The organism is Sphingomonas sp. PvP018, assembly GCF_017876865.1.
Classification (GTDB): domain Bacteria; phylum Pseudomonadota; class Alphaproteobacteria; order Sphingomonadales; family Sphingomonadaceae; genus Sphingomonas; species Sphingomonas aerolata.
Map to the genome: position 1 here is coordinate 2,657,355 of NZ_JAGIOU010000001.1, position 17,499 is coordinate 2,674,853.

At 67.0% G+C, this 17,499-nt stretch carries 18 protein-coding genes; 12 read left to right on the forward strand and 6 right to left on the reverse strand.

Translation table 11 applies throughout. From position 1 onward, the window contains the following. Positions 1-191 precede the first annotated feature (191 nt). The 7 genes from rpmI to J3A66_RS11735 all read left to right on the forward strand — a co-directional run bounded on the left by rpmI (position 192) and on the right by J3A66_RS11735 (position 7,812). Positions 192-395 (forward strand): 50S ribosomal protein L35, encoded by a 204-nt coding sequence (gene rpmI, locus J3A66_RS11705; protein WP_031395289.1) that lies wholly within the window; start codon positions 192-194, stop codon positions 393-395. A gap of 19 nt (positions 396-414) precedes the next feature. Beyond that, a complete protein-coding gene (gene rplT / locus J3A66_RS11710) occupies positions 415-780 on the forward strand; it encodes a 50S ribosomal protein L20 (RefSeq protein WP_031395288.1) in 366 nt (121 codons plus the stop codon). A 240-nt stretch (positions 781-1,020) separates the two neighbouring features. Further along, complete coding sequence (locus tag J3A66_RS11715) at positions 1,021-1,350, forward strand: GIY-YIG nuclease family protein (RefSeq protein ID WP_159512876.1); 330 nt, start codon at positions 1,021-1,023, stop codon at positions 1,348-1,350. A gap of 96 nt (positions 1,351-1,446) precedes the next feature. Then, complete coding sequence (gene pheS, locus J3A66_RS11720; RefSeq protein ID WP_209570486.1) at positions 1,447-2,541, forward strand: phenylalanine--tRNA ligase subunit alpha; 1,095 nt, start codon at positions 1,447-1,449, stop codon at positions 2,539-2,541. Next, positions 2,538-4,952 carry a phenylalanine--tRNA ligase subunit beta gene (gene pheT, locus J3A66_RS11725; protein WP_209569028.1) on the forward strand — a complete coding sequence of 805 codons (2,415 nt, stop codon included), beginning with the start codon at positions 2,538-2,540 and terminating at the stop codon, positions 4,950-4,952. Before pheS ends, pheT begins: the two co-directional genes overlap by 4 nt. 190 nt (positions 4,953-5,142) lie before the next feature. Continuing rightward, entirely contained in the window at positions 5,143-6,018 is an 876-nt protein-coding gene (locus tag J3A66_RS11730) for an aldose 1-epimerase family protein (protein WP_209569030.1), read from the forward strand. A 225-nt stretch (positions 6,019-6,243) separates the two neighbouring features. Continuing rightward, complete coding sequence (locus J3A66_RS11735; protein ID WP_192140716.1) at positions 6,244-7,812, forward strand: peptide chain release factor 3; 1,569 nt, start codon at positions 6,244-6,246, stop codon at positions 7,810-7,812. 61 nt (positions 7,813-7,873) lie between these two features. Here the strand turns inward: J3A66_RS11735 and J3A66_RS11740 are convergent, their stop codons facing one another. From J3A66_RS11740 to rpmF, 5 genes are all read right to left on the reverse strand, one after another. After that, positions 7,874-8,233, reverse strand: a complete 360-nt coding sequence (locus tag J3A66_RS11740; RefSeq protein WP_209569032.1) for a MerR family transcriptional regulator — start codon at positions 8,231-8,233, stop codon at positions 7,874-7,876. A gap of 8 nt (positions 8,234-8,241) precedes the next feature. Further along, positions 8,242-8,541, reverse strand: coding sequence for an integration host factor subunit alpha (locus tag J3A66_RS11745; RefSeq protein WP_031395326.1), 300 nt, complete (start codon positions 8,539-8,541; stop codon positions 8,242-8,244). Between the two features lie 94 nt (positions 8,542-8,635). Next, entirely contained in the window at positions 8,636-9,604 is a 969-nt protein-coding gene (locus J3A66_RS11750) for a beta-ketoacyl-ACP synthase III (protein ID WP_209569034.1), read from the reverse strand. Then, entirely contained in the window at positions 9,601-10,629 is a 1,029-nt protein-coding gene (gene plsX / locus J3A66_RS11755) for a phosphate acyltransferase PlsX (protein ID WP_031395324.1), read from the reverse strand. The genes J3A66_RS11750 and plsX overlap by 4 nt, the downstream gene beginning before the upstream one ends. A gap of 27 nt (positions 10,630-10,656) precedes the next feature. Continuing rightward, the gene (rpmF, locus tag J3A66_RS11760) at positions 10,657-10,836 is read right to left on the reverse strand and encodes a 50S ribosomal protein L32 (protein ID WP_031438822.1); all 180 of its coding nucleotides are present in this window, start codon (positions 10,834-10,836) and stop codon (positions 10,657-10,659) included. Positions 10,837-11,043: 207 nt separating this feature from the next. Between rpmF and J3A66_RS11765 the strand changes: the two genes are divergently transcribed. Next, positions 11,044-11,487, forward strand: a complete 444-nt coding sequence (locus tag J3A66_RS11765; protein WP_056406758.1) for an MAPEG family protein — start codon at positions 11,044-11,046, stop codon at positions 11,485-11,487. A 38-nt stretch (positions 11,488-11,525) separates the two neighbouring features. Beyond that, positions 11,526-13,145, forward strand: a complete 1,620-nt coding sequence (locus J3A66_RS11770; RefSeq protein ID WP_209570487.1) for a M28 family metallopeptidase — start codon at positions 11,526-11,528, stop codon at positions 13,143-13,145. Between the two features lie 187 nt (positions 13,146-13,332). On the opposite strand, the gene J3A66_RS11775 is transcribed toward J3A66_RS11770, so the two are convergent. Beyond that, positions 13,333-14,001 (reverse strand): MBL fold metallo-hydrolase, encoded by a 669-nt coding sequence (locus tag J3A66_RS11775; RefSeq protein ID WP_031394761.1) that lies wholly within the window; start codon positions 13,999-14,001, stop codon positions 13,333-13,335. An 80-nt stretch (positions 14,002-14,081) separates the two neighbouring features. Here J3A66_RS11775 and pabB point away from each other — a divergent pair, with 80 nt between their 5' ends. The 3 genes from pabB to J3A66_RS11790 all read left to right on the forward strand — a co-directional run bounded on the left by pabB (position 14,082) and on the right by J3A66_RS11790 (position 17,441). Continuing rightward, the gene (gene pabB, locus J3A66_RS11780) at positions 14,082-15,842 is read left to right on the forward strand and encodes an aminodeoxychorismate synthase component I (protein WP_209569036.1); all 1,761 of its coding nucleotides are present in this window, start codon (positions 14,082-14,084) and stop codon (positions 15,840-15,842) included. Between the two features lie 50 nt (positions 15,843-15,892). Then, positions 15,893-17,092, forward strand: coding sequence for a pyridoxal phosphate-dependent aminotransferase (locus tag J3A66_RS11785; protein WP_037529965.1), 1,200 nt, complete (start codon positions 15,893-15,895; stop codon positions 17,090-17,092). Positions 17,093-17,294: 202 nt separating this feature from the next. Further along, complete coding sequence (locus J3A66_RS11790; RefSeq protein ID WP_166746496.1) at positions 17,295-17,441, forward strand: hypothetical protein; 147 nt, start codon at positions 17,295-17,297, stop codon at positions 17,439-17,441. The last annotated feature ends 58 nt before the right edge of the window (positions 17,442-17,499 follow it).

Below are 17,499 nucleotides of genomic sequence, written 5' to 3' on the forward strand. Positions count from 1 at the left end.
TATCGCATGGCGGGCGTAGCGGTTCCACTATGGTCGGATGCCGCATTAATCCGGGAATGCGACTTGAGATTTCGGACCGATGCGGGTATCGGCCCCGCTTCCTCGAAGGGATGCGCGTTCGACGAATCGCCCGGCCAGTGTGGGCTGCCGCGGCGATTTCAGCGTTTCCCTTCGTAACCGAAAGGATAAAAATGCCCAAGCTGAAGACCAAGAGCGGCGTCAAGAAGCGCTTCAAGCTCACCGCCACCGGCCTGCTCAAGCACGGCGTCGCCGGCAAGCGTCACCGTCTGGCGCATCACAACGGCAAGTACATCCGTCAGAACCGCGGCACCAAGCTGCTGTCCAAGGCCGATACCGCAGCAGTGAAGGCCTGGGCGCCTTACGGCCTGCGTTGAGCTGAGAAGGAATTAGACAATGGCACGCGTAAAACGGGGTGTTACCACCCGCGCCAAGCACAAGCGTATTTTGGTTCAGGCGAAGGGCTATTATGGCCGTCGCAAGAACACGATCCGCATCGCCCGTCAGGCCGTCGAAAAGGCCGGACAGTACGCTTACCGGGACCGCAAGGTTAAGAAGCGCACCTTCCGTGGCCTGTGGATCCAGCGCATCAACGCCGGCGTCCGCGCCGAGGGTCTGACCTATTCGCAGTTCATGCACGGCGTGAAGCTGGCGGGTATCGAACTCGACCGGAAGGTCCTGGCCGACATCGCCATGCACGAGGGCGCAGCCTTCAGCGCGATCGTCGCACAGGCGAAGGCAGCACTCCCCCAGGCCGCGTAATTCGCGACTGAGGTTGGGTTTGAAAAGGGCGCCGGTGGGAAACCACCGGTGCCCTTTTTCGCGTTTGGGGAAATCGAAACTCCGCGATGGTGATCATCCGCCCGCCCCAACGGGTCATTCCCGCGCAGGCGGGAACCCATAAACTCCGAACCGTTGTGATTACTGCGAGCGTCAGCCAATATGGTTCCCCGCCTCCGCGGGGATGACGAGATCGGGGATGACGGAACGACGGGATGGCGGATGGACTGGCAGCCTTGCGTCTACATCCTCGCGAGCGGCCGGCACGGCACGCTGTACATCGGCGTCACCTCAAACCTGCTCGGCCGCATCCACCAGCACCGCGAAGGCTTGATCAAGGGCTTCACCTCCCGCTACGGCATCCACCGGCTCGTGCATTACGAAATGGCCGAAACGATGGAAGCGGCGATCACACGCGAGAAGCAGCTGAAGAAGTGGAATCGCGACTGGAAGCTGCGACTGATCGAAGCGACAAACCTCGATTGGGATGATCTCGCGATCGGTCTGGGGTTTGCCCCGCTCCGTCATTCCCGCGAACGCGGGAATCCATAGCGGCAGCGTCGGTGGTAGCCGCGAGGCACGTGCGTAATGCCTTTCGCAGGGGCAACGAAGTTAGGATGTGAGACAGTGACGCAAGACCTGAACCAGATGCGCGAACACATGTTGGCGGCGATCGCCGCGGCATCCGGCCTCGACGCGCTGGAGGCGTGCCGGGTCGAGGCGCTCGGCAAGCAGGGCACGATCACCGCGCTGCTGAAGACGCTCGGCAAGATGACCCCCGATGAGCGCCTCGTGCAGGGACCGATCATCCAGGGGCTGCGCGAAGCCGTCGCCAATGGCATCACAGAGCGCAAAGCGACGCTCGAACGCGCCGCGCTCGACGCCCGGCTCGCCAGCGAAACGCTCGACATGACGCTCCCCGCCGACGCGCCCATGCCCGGCACGATCCACCCGGTCAGCCAGGTCATGGACGAACTCGCCGAGATCTTCGCCGACTTGGGTTTCGCGGTCGCGACCGGGCCCGAGATCGAGACCGACTGGCATAATTTCTCCGCGCTCAACATCCCCGAGACGCATCCGGCGCGCGCGATGCACGACACCTTCTATCTCCAGCAGGGGATCGACGCGAAGGCCGCGGGCACCGCCGACGAGAAGACGACCTTCTCGCTGCTCCGCACGCACACCTCGCCCGTCCAGATCCGCACGATGCTGAGCCAGAAGCCGCCGATCCGCATCATCGCGCCGGGCCGTACCTACCGCTCGGACTCGGACGCCACGCACACGCCGATGTTCCACCAGGTCGAGGGCCTCGTGATCGACAAGGGCATCACGCTCGGCCATCTCAAATGGACGCTCGAGACGTTCGTGAAGGCGTTCTTCGAGCGCGACGATATCGTGCTGCGGATGCGCCCGAGCTATTTCCCGTTCACCGAACCCTCGGTCGAGATCGACGTCGGCTACACGCTCGTGAAGGGCAAGCGCGTCGTCGGCGGCGCCGAGCCAGACGGCTGGCTCGAGATCCTTGGCTCGGGCATGGTCCACCGCAAGGTGATCGAGGCGTGCGGGCTCGATCCGGACGAGTGGCAGGGCTTTGCGTTCGGCTGCGGGATCGACCGGCTCGCGATGCTCAAATACGGCATGGACGACCTCCGCCCATTCTTCGACGGCGATATCCGCTGGCTGAAACATTATGGTTTCTCCAGCCTCGACGTCCCCACTCTGTCGGCCGGAGTCGGCGCATGAAGTTCACGCTCAGCTGGCTCAAGCAGCACCTCGAAACCACCGCCACGCTCGACCAGATCGTTGACGCGCTGACCCGTATCGGCCTCGAGGTCGAAGGCGTCGAGAACCCCGGCGAGAAGCTTGCCGCGTTCAAGATCGCCAAGGTGCTCAGCGCCGAACGCCATCCGCAGGCCGACAAGCTCCAGATCCTGTCGGTCGACGCGGGGAACGGCCCGCTACAGGTCGTCTGCGGCGCGCCCAACGCGCGCGCCGGGCTGGTCGGCGTGTTCGGGGCGCCGGGTGCGTACGTCCCCGGCCTCGACGTGACGCTCAAGCTCGCGAGCATCCGCGGGGTCGAATCGAACGGCATGATGTGTTCGACGCGCGAGCTCGAGCTCGGCGAGGACCATGACGGCATCATCGAACTGCCCGCGGACGCGCCGATTGGCACGCCGTACCCCGATTATGCCGGGCTGACCGACCCCGTCATCGACGTCGCGATCACCCCCAACCGCCAGGACTGCATGGGCGTGCGCGGCATCGCCCGCGATCTCGCCGCAGCCGGCATGGGCACGCTCACGCCGCTGATCTTCGATCCCATCGTCACCGACGGGGCAGGGCCATCGGTCCGCACCGAGGACGCCGCCGGCTGCCCCGCCTTCTTCGCGCAGACCGTCACCGGCGTGACCAACGGCGAGTCGCCCGACTGGATGCGCCGCAGCCTGCTCGCGATCGGCCAGAAGCCGATCTCCGCGCTGGTCGACATCACCAATTACCTGATGATTGACCTCGGCCGCCCGCTGCACGTCTATGACCGCGCCAAGCTGTCGGGCGGCCTCGTCGCGCGGAAAGCGAAGGACGGCGAACAGGTCGTCGCACTCAACGGCAAGACCTACACGCTCGACGAAACCATGACCGTCATCGCCGACGACGTGGCCGTGCACGACATCGGCGGCATCATGGGCGGCGAGCATTCGGGCGTCTCGGCGGACACCACCGACGTGCTGATCGAGTGCGCCTATTTCGATCCCGACCATATCGCGCGCACCGGCCAGAAGCTCACGCTCACCTCCGACGCGCGCAGCCGCTTCGAACGCGGCGTTGATCCGGCGTTCCTCGACGACGGCCTCGCAATCGCCACCGCGCTCGTGCTCCACGTCTGCGGCGGTACCGCGAGTGAGGTCACGCGCTCGGGCGAAGTGCCGTCGGAGCCCCGCGTGATCCATTACGACCCGCGCCTCAGCGCGGATCTCGGGGGGCTGCACGTCGCGCCCGAACGCCAGGCGCGCACGCTGCTGTCGCTCGGCTTCACGATCGGTGCGATCAAGTCTGCGGATGCGTTCAGCGACGCGCTGTTCTCGACGATCGAGGGTAAATGGCCGGTCACGGTCCCGAGCTGGCGCCGCGATGTCGACGGCCCCGCCGATCTCGTCGAGGAAGTCGTCCGGATCGAGGGCATCGACAATATCCCCTCGACCCCGCTGCCACGCATGCCCGGCGTCGCCAAGCCGACCGCCACGCCCGAGCAGAAGCTCGAACGCCGCGCGCGCCGCGCCGCCGCCGCCCGCGGACTCGACGAGGCGGTGACGTGGAGCTTCCTCTCGGAGGCCGAGGCCGCACCGTTCGGCGGCGGCGCCTGGACGCTCGCCAACCCGATCAGCGAAGACCTCAAGGTCATGCGCCCCTCGCTGCTCCCCGGCCTGCTCGCCGCAACGGGGCGCAACCTCAAGCGCGGCCAGCAGAGTGTCCGCCTGTTCGAGATCGGTCGCCGCTATCTCGCCGACGCCGAACGCGCGACGCTCGGCGTGGTGCTGGCGGGCGACCGCCGCCCGCGCGGCTGGCGCGACGGCAAGGCCGCGAGCTTCGACGCCTATGATGCGAAGGCCGAAGCGCTGGCACTGCTTGCTGCTGCCGGCGCACCGGTCGACAATCTCCAGGTCATGGGGGAGGCGGGCGATGCCTGGCATCCGGGCCAGTCGGGCACGCTTCGGCTCGGACCGAAGACGGTGCTGGCAAGCTTCGGCATGCTGCATCCGCTGGTCGTGAAGGCGTTCGACCTCGACGGCGCGGTCGCCGCGGTAGAGATCTATCTCGACGCGATCCCGCCCAAGCGGGCTTCGGGCTTCGCCCGCCCGGCCTACACGCCGCCGGCGTTGCAGGCGGTCCGCCGCGACTTCGCGTTCCTCGTGCCGGCGGCGCTTGCAACCGACGCGCTGGTCCGTGCGGTCAAGGGCGCCGACAAGGCCGCGATCGTCTCGGCGCGCGTGTTCGACGTGTTCACCGGGCAGGGCGTCGAGGACGGTCACAAGTCGGTCGCGGTCGAGATCGTCCTGCAACCCACCGCCAAGAGCTTCACCGACGAGGAGCTGAAGGCGGTGGCGGACAAGGTCGTCGCGGCGGCGGCCAAGCAGGGCGCGAGCCTGCGCGTCTGAGCGTCTCCTCACCCTCCAGCGCCACCCCGGCGAAGGCCGGGGCCCAGTTGAGGAACGGGTGTAACGGCGGACAGTCCCTCGTTACTTCCACCTTTCCAACTGGACCCCGGCCTTCGCCGGGGTGGGGCCGCCGGGTTGTCCGATGAGCGTTTTGAAGACCCGCGCGTTCGACCACGAGGGAAGGACCCCAATGACCGACCTGATCACGATCGCCAACGACCACCTCACTGCGCAGATCAACCCGCTCGGCGCCGAGCTCACCTCGCTGAAGGACGCCGACGGGCGCGAGCTGATGACCAATGCCGACCCGGCCTATTGGACCGGTCACGCACCGATCCTCTTCCCCGTCGTCGGCCGCCCCTACCGCGACACGATCCGCGTCGACGGCACCGAATATTCGATGAAGCAGCACGGCTTCGCCCGCCGCATGGTGTTCGCGGTGTCCGAGCAGCAGCCCGGATCGGTCGCCTTCACGCTCGAGGCGACGCCCGAGACGCGCGCGGTCTATCCGTTCGATTTCCGGCTGACGGTGACGTTCGCGCTGGTCGGCGCGACGCTGAGCGTCGACGTCGCGATCACGAACCCCGCCGCGCAGCCGCTTCCGGCGAGCTTCGGTTTCCACCCCGCCTTCGCCTGGCCGCTGCCTTACGGGGAGGATCGCGCCGACCACCGCATCGTCTTCTCGGCCGACGAGCCCGACACGCTGCGCATGATCGCCGACGACGGCACGATCGCGGAGGGGGAGCGGCCCTCGCCGCTGGAGGGACGGACGCTGCCTCTGCACGATGCGCTGTTCGCCAAGGATGCGCTGGTCTGGGATTCGGTCCGGTCCGACTCGGTCACCTACGGCGCCGAGACCGGCCCGCAGCTGCGGATCGACTTCCCCGACACGCCGATGCTCGGCCTCTGGACCAAGCCGGGCGCGGCCTATGTCTGTGTCGAGCCGTGGCACGGCATCGCCGACCCCGAAGGCTATGACGGCGACTTCCGCGCCAAGCCCGGCGTGTTCGAGATCGCTGCAGGCGCCACAAAGAGCATCGCACTCCGCGTAACGCTGCTCCCCTGAAAGCCCCTTCCATTCAGGGGAGGGGTTGGGGTGGGGGGCCCCGCAAGCACCACGCTTATGATGACACCCCACCCCCAGCCCCTCCCCTGAAGGGGCGGGGAGCAGCTATCGCTCGACGGCCCCCCTGTCCTCCGGCCCCCGCATCTGCCAAGAGCGGCAGCATGACCGCCGGACTCCCGGCCCAACCTTCTTTGCGAGCCGCGACAGGCTCCCCGGACCCACGCCATGACCCAATTTCCCCGCCGCACCTTCGCGATCATCTCGCATCCCGACGCCGGCAAGACCACGCTGACCGAAAAGCTGCTCTATTTCGGCGGCGCGATCCATCTCGCCGGCGAGGTGAAGGCGCGCGGCCAGAACCGGCGCGCGCGCTCGGACTGGATGAAGATCGAGCAGCAGCGCGGCATCTCGGTCACCTCGTCCGTCATGACGTTCGAGCGCCAGGGAATCACCTTCAACCTGCTCGATACGCCGGGCCATGAAGACTTCTCCGAGGACACCTACCGCACGCTGACCGCAGTCGATTCGGCGGTCATGGTGATCGACGCCGCCAAGGGCATCGAGCCGCAGACGCGCAAGCTGTTCGAGGTCTGCCGCCTGCGCAATGTGCCGATCATCACCTTCGTCAACAAGGTCGACCGCGAGGGGCGCGACCCGTTCTCGCTGCTCGACGAGGTGGCCGAGATGCTTCAGCTCGACGTCTGCCCGATGAGCTGGCCGGTCGGCATGGGCGGCGAGTTCGAGGGGGTGTACGATCTCTACGCCAACACATTGAGCCGCCCTGAAGGCGACAGCCGCGAATTCATGGGCAAGGCGATTCCGTTCGCTGGTATTGACGACCCCAAACTTGCCGAGATCCTCAGCCCCGAAGGGATCGTCCGCCTCTCCGACGAGGCCGAACTCGCACAGGGCGGCTATTCGAGCTTCGACGCCGACGCCTATCGCGCAGGCAATCTGACGCCGGTCTATTTCGGCTCGGCACTCAAGGATTTCGGTGTCGCCGAGCTGATCGCCGCGCTCGCCGACTATGCGCCGCCCCCGCGCGCGCAGCCCGCCGAGCCCGCCCCCATCTCCCCCGACGAAAGCGAAGTCACCGGCTTCGTGTTCAAGGTGCAGGCGAACATGGATCCCAACCACCGCGACCGGATCGCGTTCATGCGGCTGTGCTCGGGCGTGTTCAAGCGCGGCATGAAGCTGACGCCCACGGGCCACGGCAAGCCGATCGCGGTCCACTCGCCGATCCTTTTCTTCGCACAGAATCGCGAGCTGGCGGACGAGGCGTTTCCGGGCGACATCATCGGCATCCCCAACCACGGCACGCTGCGCGTCGGCGATACGCTGAGCGAACGCGCCGCGATCCGCTTCACCGGATTGCCGAACTTCGCGCCCGAAATCCTGCGCCGCGTCGTGCTGAAGGATTTCACCAAGACCAAGCAGTTGCGGAAAGCGCTCGACGACATGGCAGAGGAAGGGGTGACTCAGGTCTTCTACCCCGACATCGGCTCGAACTGGATCATCGGCGTCGTCGGGCAGCTCCAGCTCGAGGTGCTGCTGTCGCGGCTCGATGCAGAGTACAAGGTCGCGGCCGGGCTCGAGCCTGCGCCGTACGAGACCGCCCGCTGGATATCGGCGGAGGACCCGCAGGAGCTCAAGACCTTCGCCGAGATCAACCGCGGCGCAATGGCGAAGGATCGCGACGGGAACCCGGTGTTCCTCGCCAAGAGCGCGTGGGAGGTGAACTACATCGCCGACCGCTATTCGAAGATCCGCTTCGCCGCGACCCGCGAACGGTAAGGGACCGCCATCGATCGTCATCCCCGCCCGCGCGAGGATGACGAACCGGCAGGCATGCGGATCAATCCGCGGCCAGGGCCTCGGCGAGCATGTCGCGGATCGCGCGCAGTGCCGTGATCGGCGTCTCGGCGGGCGCCGCGACCTCGGCAGCGACCGCGGCCGGTGCGCCCTTTTCCGCGGCCAGCAGCTGCTGGACGCCGCGCACGGTATAGCCGTCGCGATTGAGCAGCTGGTCGATCCGGCGCACCAGCGCGACGTCCTCGACGCGGTAATAGCGACGATTCCCGGCACGCTGGAGCGGTCGGAGCTGGGGGAAACGCGTTTCCCAATAGCGCAGAATATGCTGTGGCAAGCCGGTATCGTTCGACAGTTCGCCGATGGTCCGGAATGCGGTACTGGCCTTGCCGGAACTGTCCGGCATCGCGTGCCTCAGCCTGCGCCGACGATGCGTTCGCGCATCATCTGGCTTGCGCGGAACGTCAGCACGCGGCGCGGTGCGATCGGCACCTCGACGCCCGTCTTGGGGTTACGACCGATGCGCTCGCCCTTGTCGCGCAGGACGAACGTACCGAAGCCCGAAATCTTGACATTCTGCCCGCTGGTCAGCGCTTCGCACATCTCGGTCAGGATCTGTTCGACGACTTTTGAAGCATCCGATCTCGAAAGTCCGATTTCGCGATGAAGCGATTCGGCTAGATCGGCTCGTGTCAGCGTACCCGTCATTGTCATTCCGAAACTCCCACACCCATTGCGGTACCTACACAAGCAGCGTGATCATCGGAAGAGCTTTATCGGACAAATTGCAACTGGCTTTCAGTTGCGTTTAGAAGCGGATGACCGCCGCACCCCAAGTAAAGCCGCCACCCATCGCCTCGAGCACGACGATCTGGCCCTGCTGGATCCGTCCGTCACGGACCGCCACGTCGAGCGCGAGCGGTACCGACGCCGCGGAGGTGTTGGCATGCTGGTCGACGGTGACGACGACGCGCTCGGGGGCAAGGCCCAGCTTGCGCGCGGTCGCGTCGAGGATCCGGGCATTCGCCTGGTGCGGCACGACCCAGTCGACCTGGTCCGCGGACACGCCCGCCATCGCCAGCGATTCGGTCATGACGGCGGCGAGGTTGGTCACCGCGTGACGAAACACCTCGCGGCCCTTCATCCTGAGCTTGCCGACCGTCCCGGTGGTCGAGACGCCGCCATCGACATAGAGAAGCTGGTTGTGCCGCCCGTCGGCGTGCAGTTTGGTGGTCAGGATCCCGCGTCCGCCCTCATCGGCGCTATCCTGCGCCTCCAGCACGATCGCGCCCGCACCGTCGCCGAACAGGACGCAGGTCGTGCGATCCTCCCAGTCGAGGATCCGGCTGAACGTCTCGGCGCCGATCACCAGCGCGCGCTTGGCGACGCCGCTGCGGATCATGCTGTCGACGACCTGGACCGCGTAGAGAAAGCCCGAGCAGACCGCAGCGACGTCGAACGCGACGCAGTCGTCGATCCCGAGCATCGCCTGCACCTTGGTCGCGCTGGCGGGGAAGGTCTGGTCGGGCGTCGCGGTGGCGAGCACGATCAGGTCGATGTCCTGCGCGTCTACGCCTGCTGCAGCGAGAGCCGCGCGGCAGGCATCCGCCGCCAGAGTAGCGGTCGTCTCGCCTTCGCCGGCGATATGGCGGAACCGGATGCCGGTTCGCTCGACGATCCATTCGTCGCTGGTGTCGACCTGTTCCGCCAGCTGCGCATTCGAGACGCGACGGACCGGCAGGGCCGATCCGGTGCCGGTAATGACCGAACGGATCATGCGGCTTCCTTGACGTTGCCCAGATCGTCGCTGATCCGGCGGACGAGGTCGTTTCTCACCATCTTGGCGGCATTGCCGATCGCCGTCGCCACGCCGCGCTCATTGGCGCCGCCATGGCTTTTGACGACGATGCCGTTGAGCCCGAGAAACACCGCGCCGTTGTGATTATTGGGATCGAGATGATCGCGCAGCAGTTCGGTCGCGGGCTTCGAAATCAGGAAGCCGAGCTTCGACCGGACCGAGCTGCGGAAGGCGCGCTTGAGCAGGTCCGCGACGAATCGCGCGGTGCCCTCGGCGGTCTTGAGCGCGATATTGCCCGAAAAGCCGTCGCACACGACGACGTCGACATCGCCGCGCGACAGCCGGTCGCCTTCGATGAAGCCGGTGAAATCCATGTCGAGCTTGGGCGTCGCGCGCAGCATGGCGGCGGCCTCGCGAATCTCGTCGGTGCCCTTCATGTCCTCGCTGCCGATATTGAGCAGCGCGACACGCGGATGCGCAATGTCGAGCGCGGTCCGTGCATAGGCGCCGCCCATGATCGCGAACTGTACGAGGTTGCGCGCATCGCACTCGGTATTCGCACCAAGGTCGAGCATCACCATGTCGGTATCGCCAAGCGTCGGAAGGCGCGCGGCGAGCGCCGGGCGATCGATGCCCGGCAGGGTCCTGAGCGACAGCTTCGCCATCGCCATCAGCGCGCCGGTGTTGCCGCTCGAGACCGCGGCTGCGGCACGCCCCTTTTTGACGAGATCGATGGCGATGCCCATCGATGTCGTCTTGGCGCGACGAATCGCTTGGCTCGGCTTGTCGCTCGAGCCAACCACCTCGGGGGCGTGGACGATCTCGGAGTTGAGTTCGAGATTCGGATGGGCTTTCAGCCCGTCGCGAATCGCGGTTTCGTCACCGACCAGCAGGAAATGCATGCCGTCAAACTGGCGTCGCGCACGCGCGACACCCGCCAGCATTACCGCCAGCCCGTCATCGCCACCCATCGCATCGACGGCGATCCAGGCGCTGTCGGGCATGCTCACGTCCTTCGCTCAGGTGAGGGCTCAGCCCTCGACCGAAAGGATTTCGCGACCGTTGTAATGGCCGCAAGACGTGCAGAGGTTGTGCGGGCGCTTGAGTTCGCCACAGTTCGGGCACTCCTGAAATGCCGCGATCGTCAGCGAATCGTGGCCACGGCGCATGCCGCGCTTGGAGGGCGAGGTTTTTCTCTTGGGGACGGCCATTTCGGCACCTTGTTCTTTATAAAGGTCGGGGCTCCGATAGGCCCGGACGAAGGAGTCGGCAACCGACTGTTAAGGTCGGCCGCGTGAGCTACCATACGGCCTGACGCATCGCGAAGCGTGGCGCTATAGCGATAATCGCCTGCGTTGCAAGCATGGTGGCACAGTGGCACGACCCGCGCGCACCGGAAACATCGAGGAATAAGCTGCATGATCCTGCCCGTAACCCTGACGATCGCCGCCGCGGCCGCGGTCATCAATCTCTGGCTGGCCTTCCGGATCGTGCCGACTCGCCTCAAGGACAATGTCCTGCTGGGCGACAATGGCAATCCGGTCCTCCAGGGGCGGATGCGGGCGCAGGCGAACTTCGTCGAATATGCGCCCTTCATCCTGATCCTGTTCGCGCTGATCGAACTGGGTGGCGGATCGCCCCGCTGGTTGTGGATCGCCGGAGTCGTTTTCGTCGTCGCGCGAATCGCGCACGCCTTCGGCATGGACAAGACGACGTCGAACCTGCCGCGCGCGGGTGGCGCACTCGCAACCTGGGCGCTGATGGCGCTGCTCGCGGGCTGGGCGCTCGCGATCGCCTATCAGGCCGGTGCCACGCCGTCGGTCACGACGTTCCAGACCGCACCGATCGAGGGTCGCGCATGAGCATCGTCCGGAATGTCGCCGCCCTCCTCGCCACGCCGATGCTGCTCGCGGTCGCGACGCCCGGCCTTGCGAAGGACGGCCAGGCGCAGGACGCCATCTCGCCCGAGCATCTGTCCGCCGATGTCAGGACGCTGGCGTCAGACGCATTCGAGGGGCGGGCACCGGGAACCGCAGGCGAAACCAGGACGGTCGACTGGCTCATCGCGCAGTTCAAGGCGATGAAGCTGTCGCCGGGCGGGCCGGACGGCAGCTGGACGCAGGCGGTGCCGCTGGTCCACACGCGCCTGGGGCAGGGCAGCGTGCGCGCCGGGGCCACGCCGCTGGTCCAGGGCCGCGACGTCTATCTCAGCACGGTGCGCGGGGTCGACCGCGTCGCGATCGCCGACGCGCCGATGGTCTTTGTCGGCTACGGCGTCACCGCCCCCGAACGCGGCTGGGACGACTTCAAGGGTCTCGACCTCAAGGGCAAGGTCGCGGTCTTCCTGGTCAACGACCCCGATTTCGAGGCGGTGGCGGGCGACGATGCGAAGGGCCGGTTCGGCGATCGGCGCATGACCTACTACGGACGCTGGACCTACAAGTTCGAGGAGGCCGCGCGACGTGGCGCGGTGGCGGCGCTGATCGTCCACGACACGCCGGGTGCCGGTTATGGCTGGGCGACGGTCACCGCACCCGCGGGCGAGAATTACGACATCGTACGCGAGGATCCGACCTCGCGCGTGCTGCTGCAAGGCTGGATCGAAGGGGCCGCCGCGACCCGGCTCTTTGCCGCCTCCGGTCTGGACCTCGCCACCTTGCGCAAGGCCGCGCGGCACAGCGATTTCCGCCCCGTCGCGCTGAAGCAGCGGTTCACGACCGACCTTCCCGTCCGTCATGACACGGCGGAGAGCCGCAACGTGCTGGCGATGCTGCCCGGCAAGACCCGTCCCGACGAAGTGGTGATGTTCGGGGCGCATTGGGATGCGTATGGCGTCGGCGCGCCCGATGCGCAGGGGCGCACGATCCGCCCGGGTGCCAATGACGACGCGCTCGGCGTCGCGGGCGTGCTCGGCCTTGCCCGCAGCTTTGCCGCCGCGCCGCGCACCGATCGCAGCCTCGTCTTCGCGCTGTGGAGCGGGGAGGAGCGGGGGCTGCTCGGGTCGGAAACCTATGCGGTGAAACCGGTCTATCCCGCGGCGAAGACGGTCGCCAACCTGACGCTCGACATTCTCCAGACGGCAGGGCCGGCGCGCGACGTCCTGCTGGTCGGCGCGGGCCAGAACAGCCTCGAGGACATGCTGGGCGATGCCGCGAAGGCGCAGGGCCGTGTCGTAACCCCCGAAGCCCTGCCCGAACGGGGGCTGTTCTACCGCGCGGATCATTTCTCGGTCGCACGGCGCGGTGTGCCGACGCTGTTGCTGATGGCGATCAGCGGTGCGTCCGACCTCGTGACGGGTGGCAGGCCTGCGGGGCAGGCGTGGCTCGACGGCTATATGAAATGCTATCACCAGACGTGTGACGCGTGGAGTGCGGACTGGGATCTGCGCGGCGCGGCGCAGGATGTCGGTCTGTTCCAGACGATCGGCACGAAGCTGGCGAACAGCCGGCTCTGGCCGGAGTGGCGCGACGAATCGGAGTTCAAGTCGGTTCGGGCTGAAAGCGGGGGGGAGCGAAAGTAGGACTCAACCCACATTCGCTACCACCCCGGCGAAGGCCGGGGTCCAGTTGGGAAGGTTGCAGTAACGGCGCGCTACCTCCGCCAGTCTTGGTCCCCCAACTGGGCCCCGGCCTTCGCCGGGGTGGGGTGATTGGCGCGTTGGACATCTGCTTCCCGATGTCCTCCCGCCTCCGCGGGGGACCAGGGACCTACGCCGCCAGTGCCCGATCGCTCACGAACAGGTTGGTCGCGCGCTCATGTGCGAACGTGCTCGCCGGGCCGTGGCCCGGGATGAAGCTCGTGTCGCTGCCCAGCGGCCACAGCTTCTCGACGATCGACGACAGCAGCACGCGGTGATTGCCGCCGGGCATGTCCGATCGTCCGACCGACCCCTGAAACAGCACGTCGCCGACCTGCGCGAATTTCGATGGCGCGTGATGGAAGATCACATGGCCTTCGGTGTGCCCCGGCGTTTCGTAGACATCGAGAACGAGATCGCCGACCGACACCCGGTCACCCTCGACCAGCCACCGATCGGGTTCGAAATTGACGCCCGCGATCCCGTATTTCGGCCCGTCCTGGTCGAGCCGCTGGAGCCAGAAGCGGTCGGCCTCGTGTGGCCCCTCGATCGGCACCGCCAGATCGTCGGCCAGCGCCTTCGCCTCGCCGGCATGGTCGATATGCCCGTGCGTCAGCAGGATCTTCTCGACGGTCACGCCCGCCTCCGCGATCGCCGCCTTGATTCGCGGCAGGTCGCCGCCGGGATCGACCACCGCCGCCTTCATCGTCGCGGTGCACCACAGCAACGTGCAGTTCTGCTGGATCGGCGTGACGGGGATGATCGCGGCACGCAGCGGCGGCAGGGAGGTCTTTGTCATTCCGGCAAAATAGGGCGGCGGGCGGTTTCGGGCAATCGCCGCTTGCGGTTTGCCTGCCGCCCCGTGCATCAGTCGGCACGATGTGGACTGCGCCCTTCGTGCTGCTTGATGATGCCCGGGAGGCGGGGGCCCCCGCGCGCCTGTACGACCGGCCTGTCCGGGTCGTTCGCGCGGACACCCCCGATGCCGTGCAACCGGCGCTTGCGGAGATCCGCCGGGGGCTGGCCGAGGGGCTGCACGCCGCGGGGATGCTGGCCTATGAGGCGGGGATGACGTTCGCGTCGCGTGCGGTCGATGCCGGCCCGCCGGACGGCCCGTTGCTGTGGTTCGGCCTGTTCGAGCGCTACGAGACGATCCCCGCGGCGGCGCTGCCCGCGCTGTTGCCCGATCCTGCCGGGATCTGGGTCGGGCCGCCGCAGCCGCAGATCGACCGCGAGGCCTATGATGCGCGAATCGCACGGCTGCTCGCGCTGATCGCGGCGGGCGACATCTATCAGGCCAATCTGACCTTTGCCGCGACCGTGCCGTTTATCGGCGATCCCCGCGCGCTCTATGCCCGCCTCAGACGCCAGGCGCGTGCAGGCTATGGCGCGCTGATCGACACGGGCGACGAGACCTGCCTGTCGCTGTCGCCCGAACTGTTCTTCACGCTCGAGGGCGATCGGCTGACCTGTCGGCCGATGAAGGGCACCGCGCCGCGCGGCGCGACGCCCGACGTCGATCGCCGCCTCGCCCAGGATCTGGCCGCCGATCCGAAGCAGCGCGCGGAAAATCTGATGATCGTCGACCTGATGCGCAACGACCTGTCGCAGGTCGCGCAGGGTGTCTCGGTCCCGGACCTGTTCACGGTGGAGACCTATCCGACCGTTCACCAGATGACGTCGACGGTGTCCGCGCGGCTGAACCCCGGTCGCGATGCGATCGATGTGCTCGCCGCGCTGTTCCCCTGCGGCTCGATCACCGGCGCACCCAAGCAGCGCGCGATGGAGGTCATCGCAGAGGTCGAGCAGGCCCGCCCTCGCGGCCTCTATACCGGCGCGATCGGCCGGTTCGATCCGGGTGGCGACGCCGCGCTCAACGTCGCGATCCGCACGCTGACGGTGCGCGACGGTGACGCGGTGATGGGACTCGGCTCGGGGATCGTCGCGGACAGCGTCGCCGACCAGGAATGGCAGGAATGCGCGGACAAGGCGGCCTTCGTCACCGCCGGACAGCGCAAGCTGGACCTGATCGAGACGATGGCATTCGATCCCGAACACGGGGTGATGCGGCTCGAACTTCATCTCGCCCGGCTGACCGCGAGCGCGGCGGCGCTGGGGTTCAGCTTCGATCGTCACGCGGTTCGGAACGAGCTGCAGGCGGCGACCTTCCGGCTGCGCGGTCCGCGGCGGATCCGGCTGGTCGTCGCGGCATCGGGCGCGGTCGCGATCCAGGTCGGTCCGATGCCCGTCACCCCCGCGCAGATGACGGTCGCTATCGTCCCGCTGCCCGTCGCGCCCGCCGATATCCGGCTGCGCCACAAGACCAGCGACCGCGCCTTTTACGACGACGCGCGCCGCGCCGCGGGCACCACCGAAGTGGTGTTCGAGGCGCCCGACGGCTTCCTGACGGAGGGGAGCTTCACCTCGCTGTTCGTGCCGCGCGACGGGGTGCTGGTGACCCCGCCTGCGGGCGCGCTGATCCCCGGCGTGTTGCGCGCCGATCTGCTCGCCAGCGGCCAGGCGGTCGAGGGACGGTTGACGCGCGCCGACCTCGCCAACGGGTTCCGTATGGGAAATGCAGTACGTGGGCTCGTTCCGGCCGTTGTTGCGGTTGCGAAATCAGGCGATCGCGGCGTATAGCCCGCGCGAATTCCGCAGGCGCCGCTGCGGTCAACCGCAGAGGTTTCACCATGCACGCATCCGCCGCCCTTGGCCGCATCAGCCCTTCGCCGACCCTCGCGATCACGTCGCGTGTGCTCGAACTGAAGCGCGCCGGCGTCGACGTGATCGGGCTGGGGGCGGGCGAGCCTGATTTCGACACGCCCGATTTCGTCAAGGAGGCCGCGATCCAGGCGATTCGCGACGGCAAGACGAAATACACCAATGTCGACGGTACGATCGAGCTGAAGCAGGCGATCGCCGCCAAGTTCGCGCGCGACAACGGCCTGACCTATGCGACCGACCAGATCAGCGTGAACGTCGGCGGTAAGCACACTCTGTTCAACGCGATGGTCGCGACGATCGACCCAGGTGACGAGGTCGTGATCCCCGCACCCTATTGGGTCAGCTATCCCGACGTCGTGCAGTTCGCGGGCGGCGTGCCGGTGATCGTCAAGGCCGGCCCCGAGGTCGGCTACAAGCTCGCACCCGAGGCGCTCGACGCGGCGATCACGCCGAAGACCAAGTGGGTGATCCTCAACTCGCCGTCGAACCCGACCGGTGCCGGCTACACGATCGACGAGCTGAAGGCTCTGGGCGCGGTGCTCGCGAAGCACCCGCATGTCTGGATCTTCGCCGACGATATGTACGAGCATATCGTCTATGACGGCTTCAGGTTCGCGACGATCGCCGAGGCGTGCCCCGAGCTGTTCGAGCGCACGCTGACCGTCAATGGCTGTTCCAAGGCCTATGCGATGACCGGCTGGCGGATCGGCTATGCGGGCGGCGCGAGCTGGCTGATCAAAGCGATGGCTAAGCTCCAGTCGCAGTCGACCTCGAACCCGTGCTCGATCGCGCAGGCCGCCGCCGTCGCCGCACTGAACGGCGACCAGTCGTTCCTCGCCGAGCGCAACACTGCCTTTCAGGGCCGCCGCGACCTGGTCGTGTCGATGCTGAACGAAATCGACGGCATGGAATGCCCGACGCCCGAGGGTGCGTTCTATGTCTATCCGTCGTTCGCCGCGCTGATCGGCAAGTCGACGCCGAACGGTCGGCTGATCGACACCGACGAGGCGATGGTCGGCTATCTGCTTGACGATGCCAAGGTCGCGGTCGTTCAGGGCGCGGCGTTCGGCCTCAGCCCCGCGTTCCGGATCAGCTATGCCACGTCGGACACGCTGCTGCGCGAGGCCTGCACGCGGATCCAGACCGCCTGCGCCGCGCTGCGCTGATCCAGCACGCCCGGCAACATCGCGGACATGCCCGGACATCCGCCAGCAACCCTGCTGGCGGATGAACGGATTGGCCACATCGCGTTAATCGACCGTTTCATAAAACGGCATTGTGAAGACGCGGCATCCCCACGACATGCTGGGTCGTAGCTGACGTGATCCACCGGGATCACGCCAAGTCTGATTTCAACAGGAGCGCATGATGCGCAATCTTATCAAGTCGAGCTTTCTCTGGCAGTTTACTGGCGGTTTTGTTCTGGGTGCGCTGGGTCTCCTTGCGTTCCAGCCCGCCGAGGCGACCCAGCCGGTGTATGGCGCGCCCGTACACACCGCTCCCGCCCAGCGCTGAGCCTGCTGAATCCCGGTGATCGGTCGCCGAAAGGCATTCCGCGCCGGGGCTGGAAACG

What these genes read in the sequence shown, in the direction of transcription:
- rpmI (WP_031395289.1), top strand. Translation starts at nt 192, where the DNA reads ATGCCCAAGCTGAAGACCAAGAGCGGCGTCAAGAAGCGCTTCAAGCTC.
- rplT (WP_031395288.1), top strand. Translation starts at nt 415, where the DNA reads ATGGCACGCGTAAAACGGGGTGTTACCACCCGCGCCAAGCACAAGCGT.
- J3A66_RS11715 (WP_159512876.1), top strand. Translation starts at nt 1,021, where the DNA reads ATGGACTGGCAGCCTTGCGTCTACATCCTCGCGAGCGGCCGGCACGGC.
- pheS (WP_209570486.1), top strand. Translation starts at nt 1,447, where the DNA reads ATGCGCGAACACATGTTGGCGGCGATCGCCGCGGCATCCGGCCTCGAC.
- pheT (WP_209569028.1), top strand. Translation starts at nt 2,538, where the DNA reads ATGAAGTTCACGCTCAGCTGGCTCAAGCAGCACCTCGAAACCACCGCC.
- J3A66_RS11730 (WP_209569030.1), top strand. Translation starts at nt 5,143, where the DNA reads ATGACCGACCTGATCACGATCGCCAACGACCACCTCACTGCGCAGATC.
- J3A66_RS11735 (WP_192140716.1), top strand. Translation starts at nt 6,244, where the DNA reads ATGACCCAATTTCCCCGCCGCACCTTCGCGATCATCTCGCATCCCGAC.
- J3A66_RS11740 (WP_209569032.1), bottom strand. Translation starts at nt 8,233, where the DNA reads ATGCCGGACAGTTCCGGCAAGGCCAGTACCGCATTCCGGACCATCGGC.
- J3A66_RS11745 (WP_031395326.1), bottom strand. Translation starts at nt 8,541, where the DNA reads ATGACAATGACGGGTACGCTGACACGAGCCGATCTAGCCGAATCGCTT.
- J3A66_RS11750 (WP_209569034.1), bottom strand. Translation starts at nt 9,604, where the DNA reads ATGATCCGTTCGGTCATTACCGGCACCGGATCGGCCCTGCCGGTCCGT.
- plsX (WP_031395324.1), bottom strand. Translation starts at nt 10,629, where the DNA reads ATGCCCGACAGCGCCTGGATCGCCGTCGATGCGATGGGTGGCGATGAC.
- rpmF (WP_031438822.1), bottom strand. Translation starts at nt 10,836, where the DNA reads ATGGCCGTCCCCAAGAGAAAAACCTCGCCCTCCAAGCGCGGCATGCGC.
- J3A66_RS11765 (WP_056406758.1), top strand. Translation starts at nt 11,044, where the DNA reads ATGATCCTGCCCGTAACCCTGACGATCGCCGCCGCGGCCGCGGTCATC.
- J3A66_RS11770 (WP_209570487.1), top strand. Translation starts at nt 11,526, where the DNA reads ATGCTGCTCGCGGTCGCGACGCCCGGCCTTGCGAAGGACGGCCAGGCG.
- J3A66_RS11775 (WP_031394761.1), bottom strand. Translation starts at nt 14,001, where the DNA reads ATGACAAAGACCTCCCTGCCGCCGCTGCGTGCCGCGATCATCCCCGTC.
- pabB (WP_209569036.1), top strand. Translation starts at nt 14,082, where the DNA reads ATGTGGACTGCGCCCTTCGTGCTGCTTGATGATGCCCGGGAGGCGGGG.
- J3A66_RS11785 (WP_037529965.1), top strand. Translation starts at nt 15,893, where the DNA reads ATGCACGCATCCGCCGCCCTTGGCCGCATCAGCCCTTCGCCGACCCTC.
- J3A66_RS11790 (WP_166746496.1), top strand. Translation starts at nt 17,295, where the DNA reads ATGCGCAATCTTATCAAGTCGAGCTTTCTCTGGCAGTTTACTGGCGGT.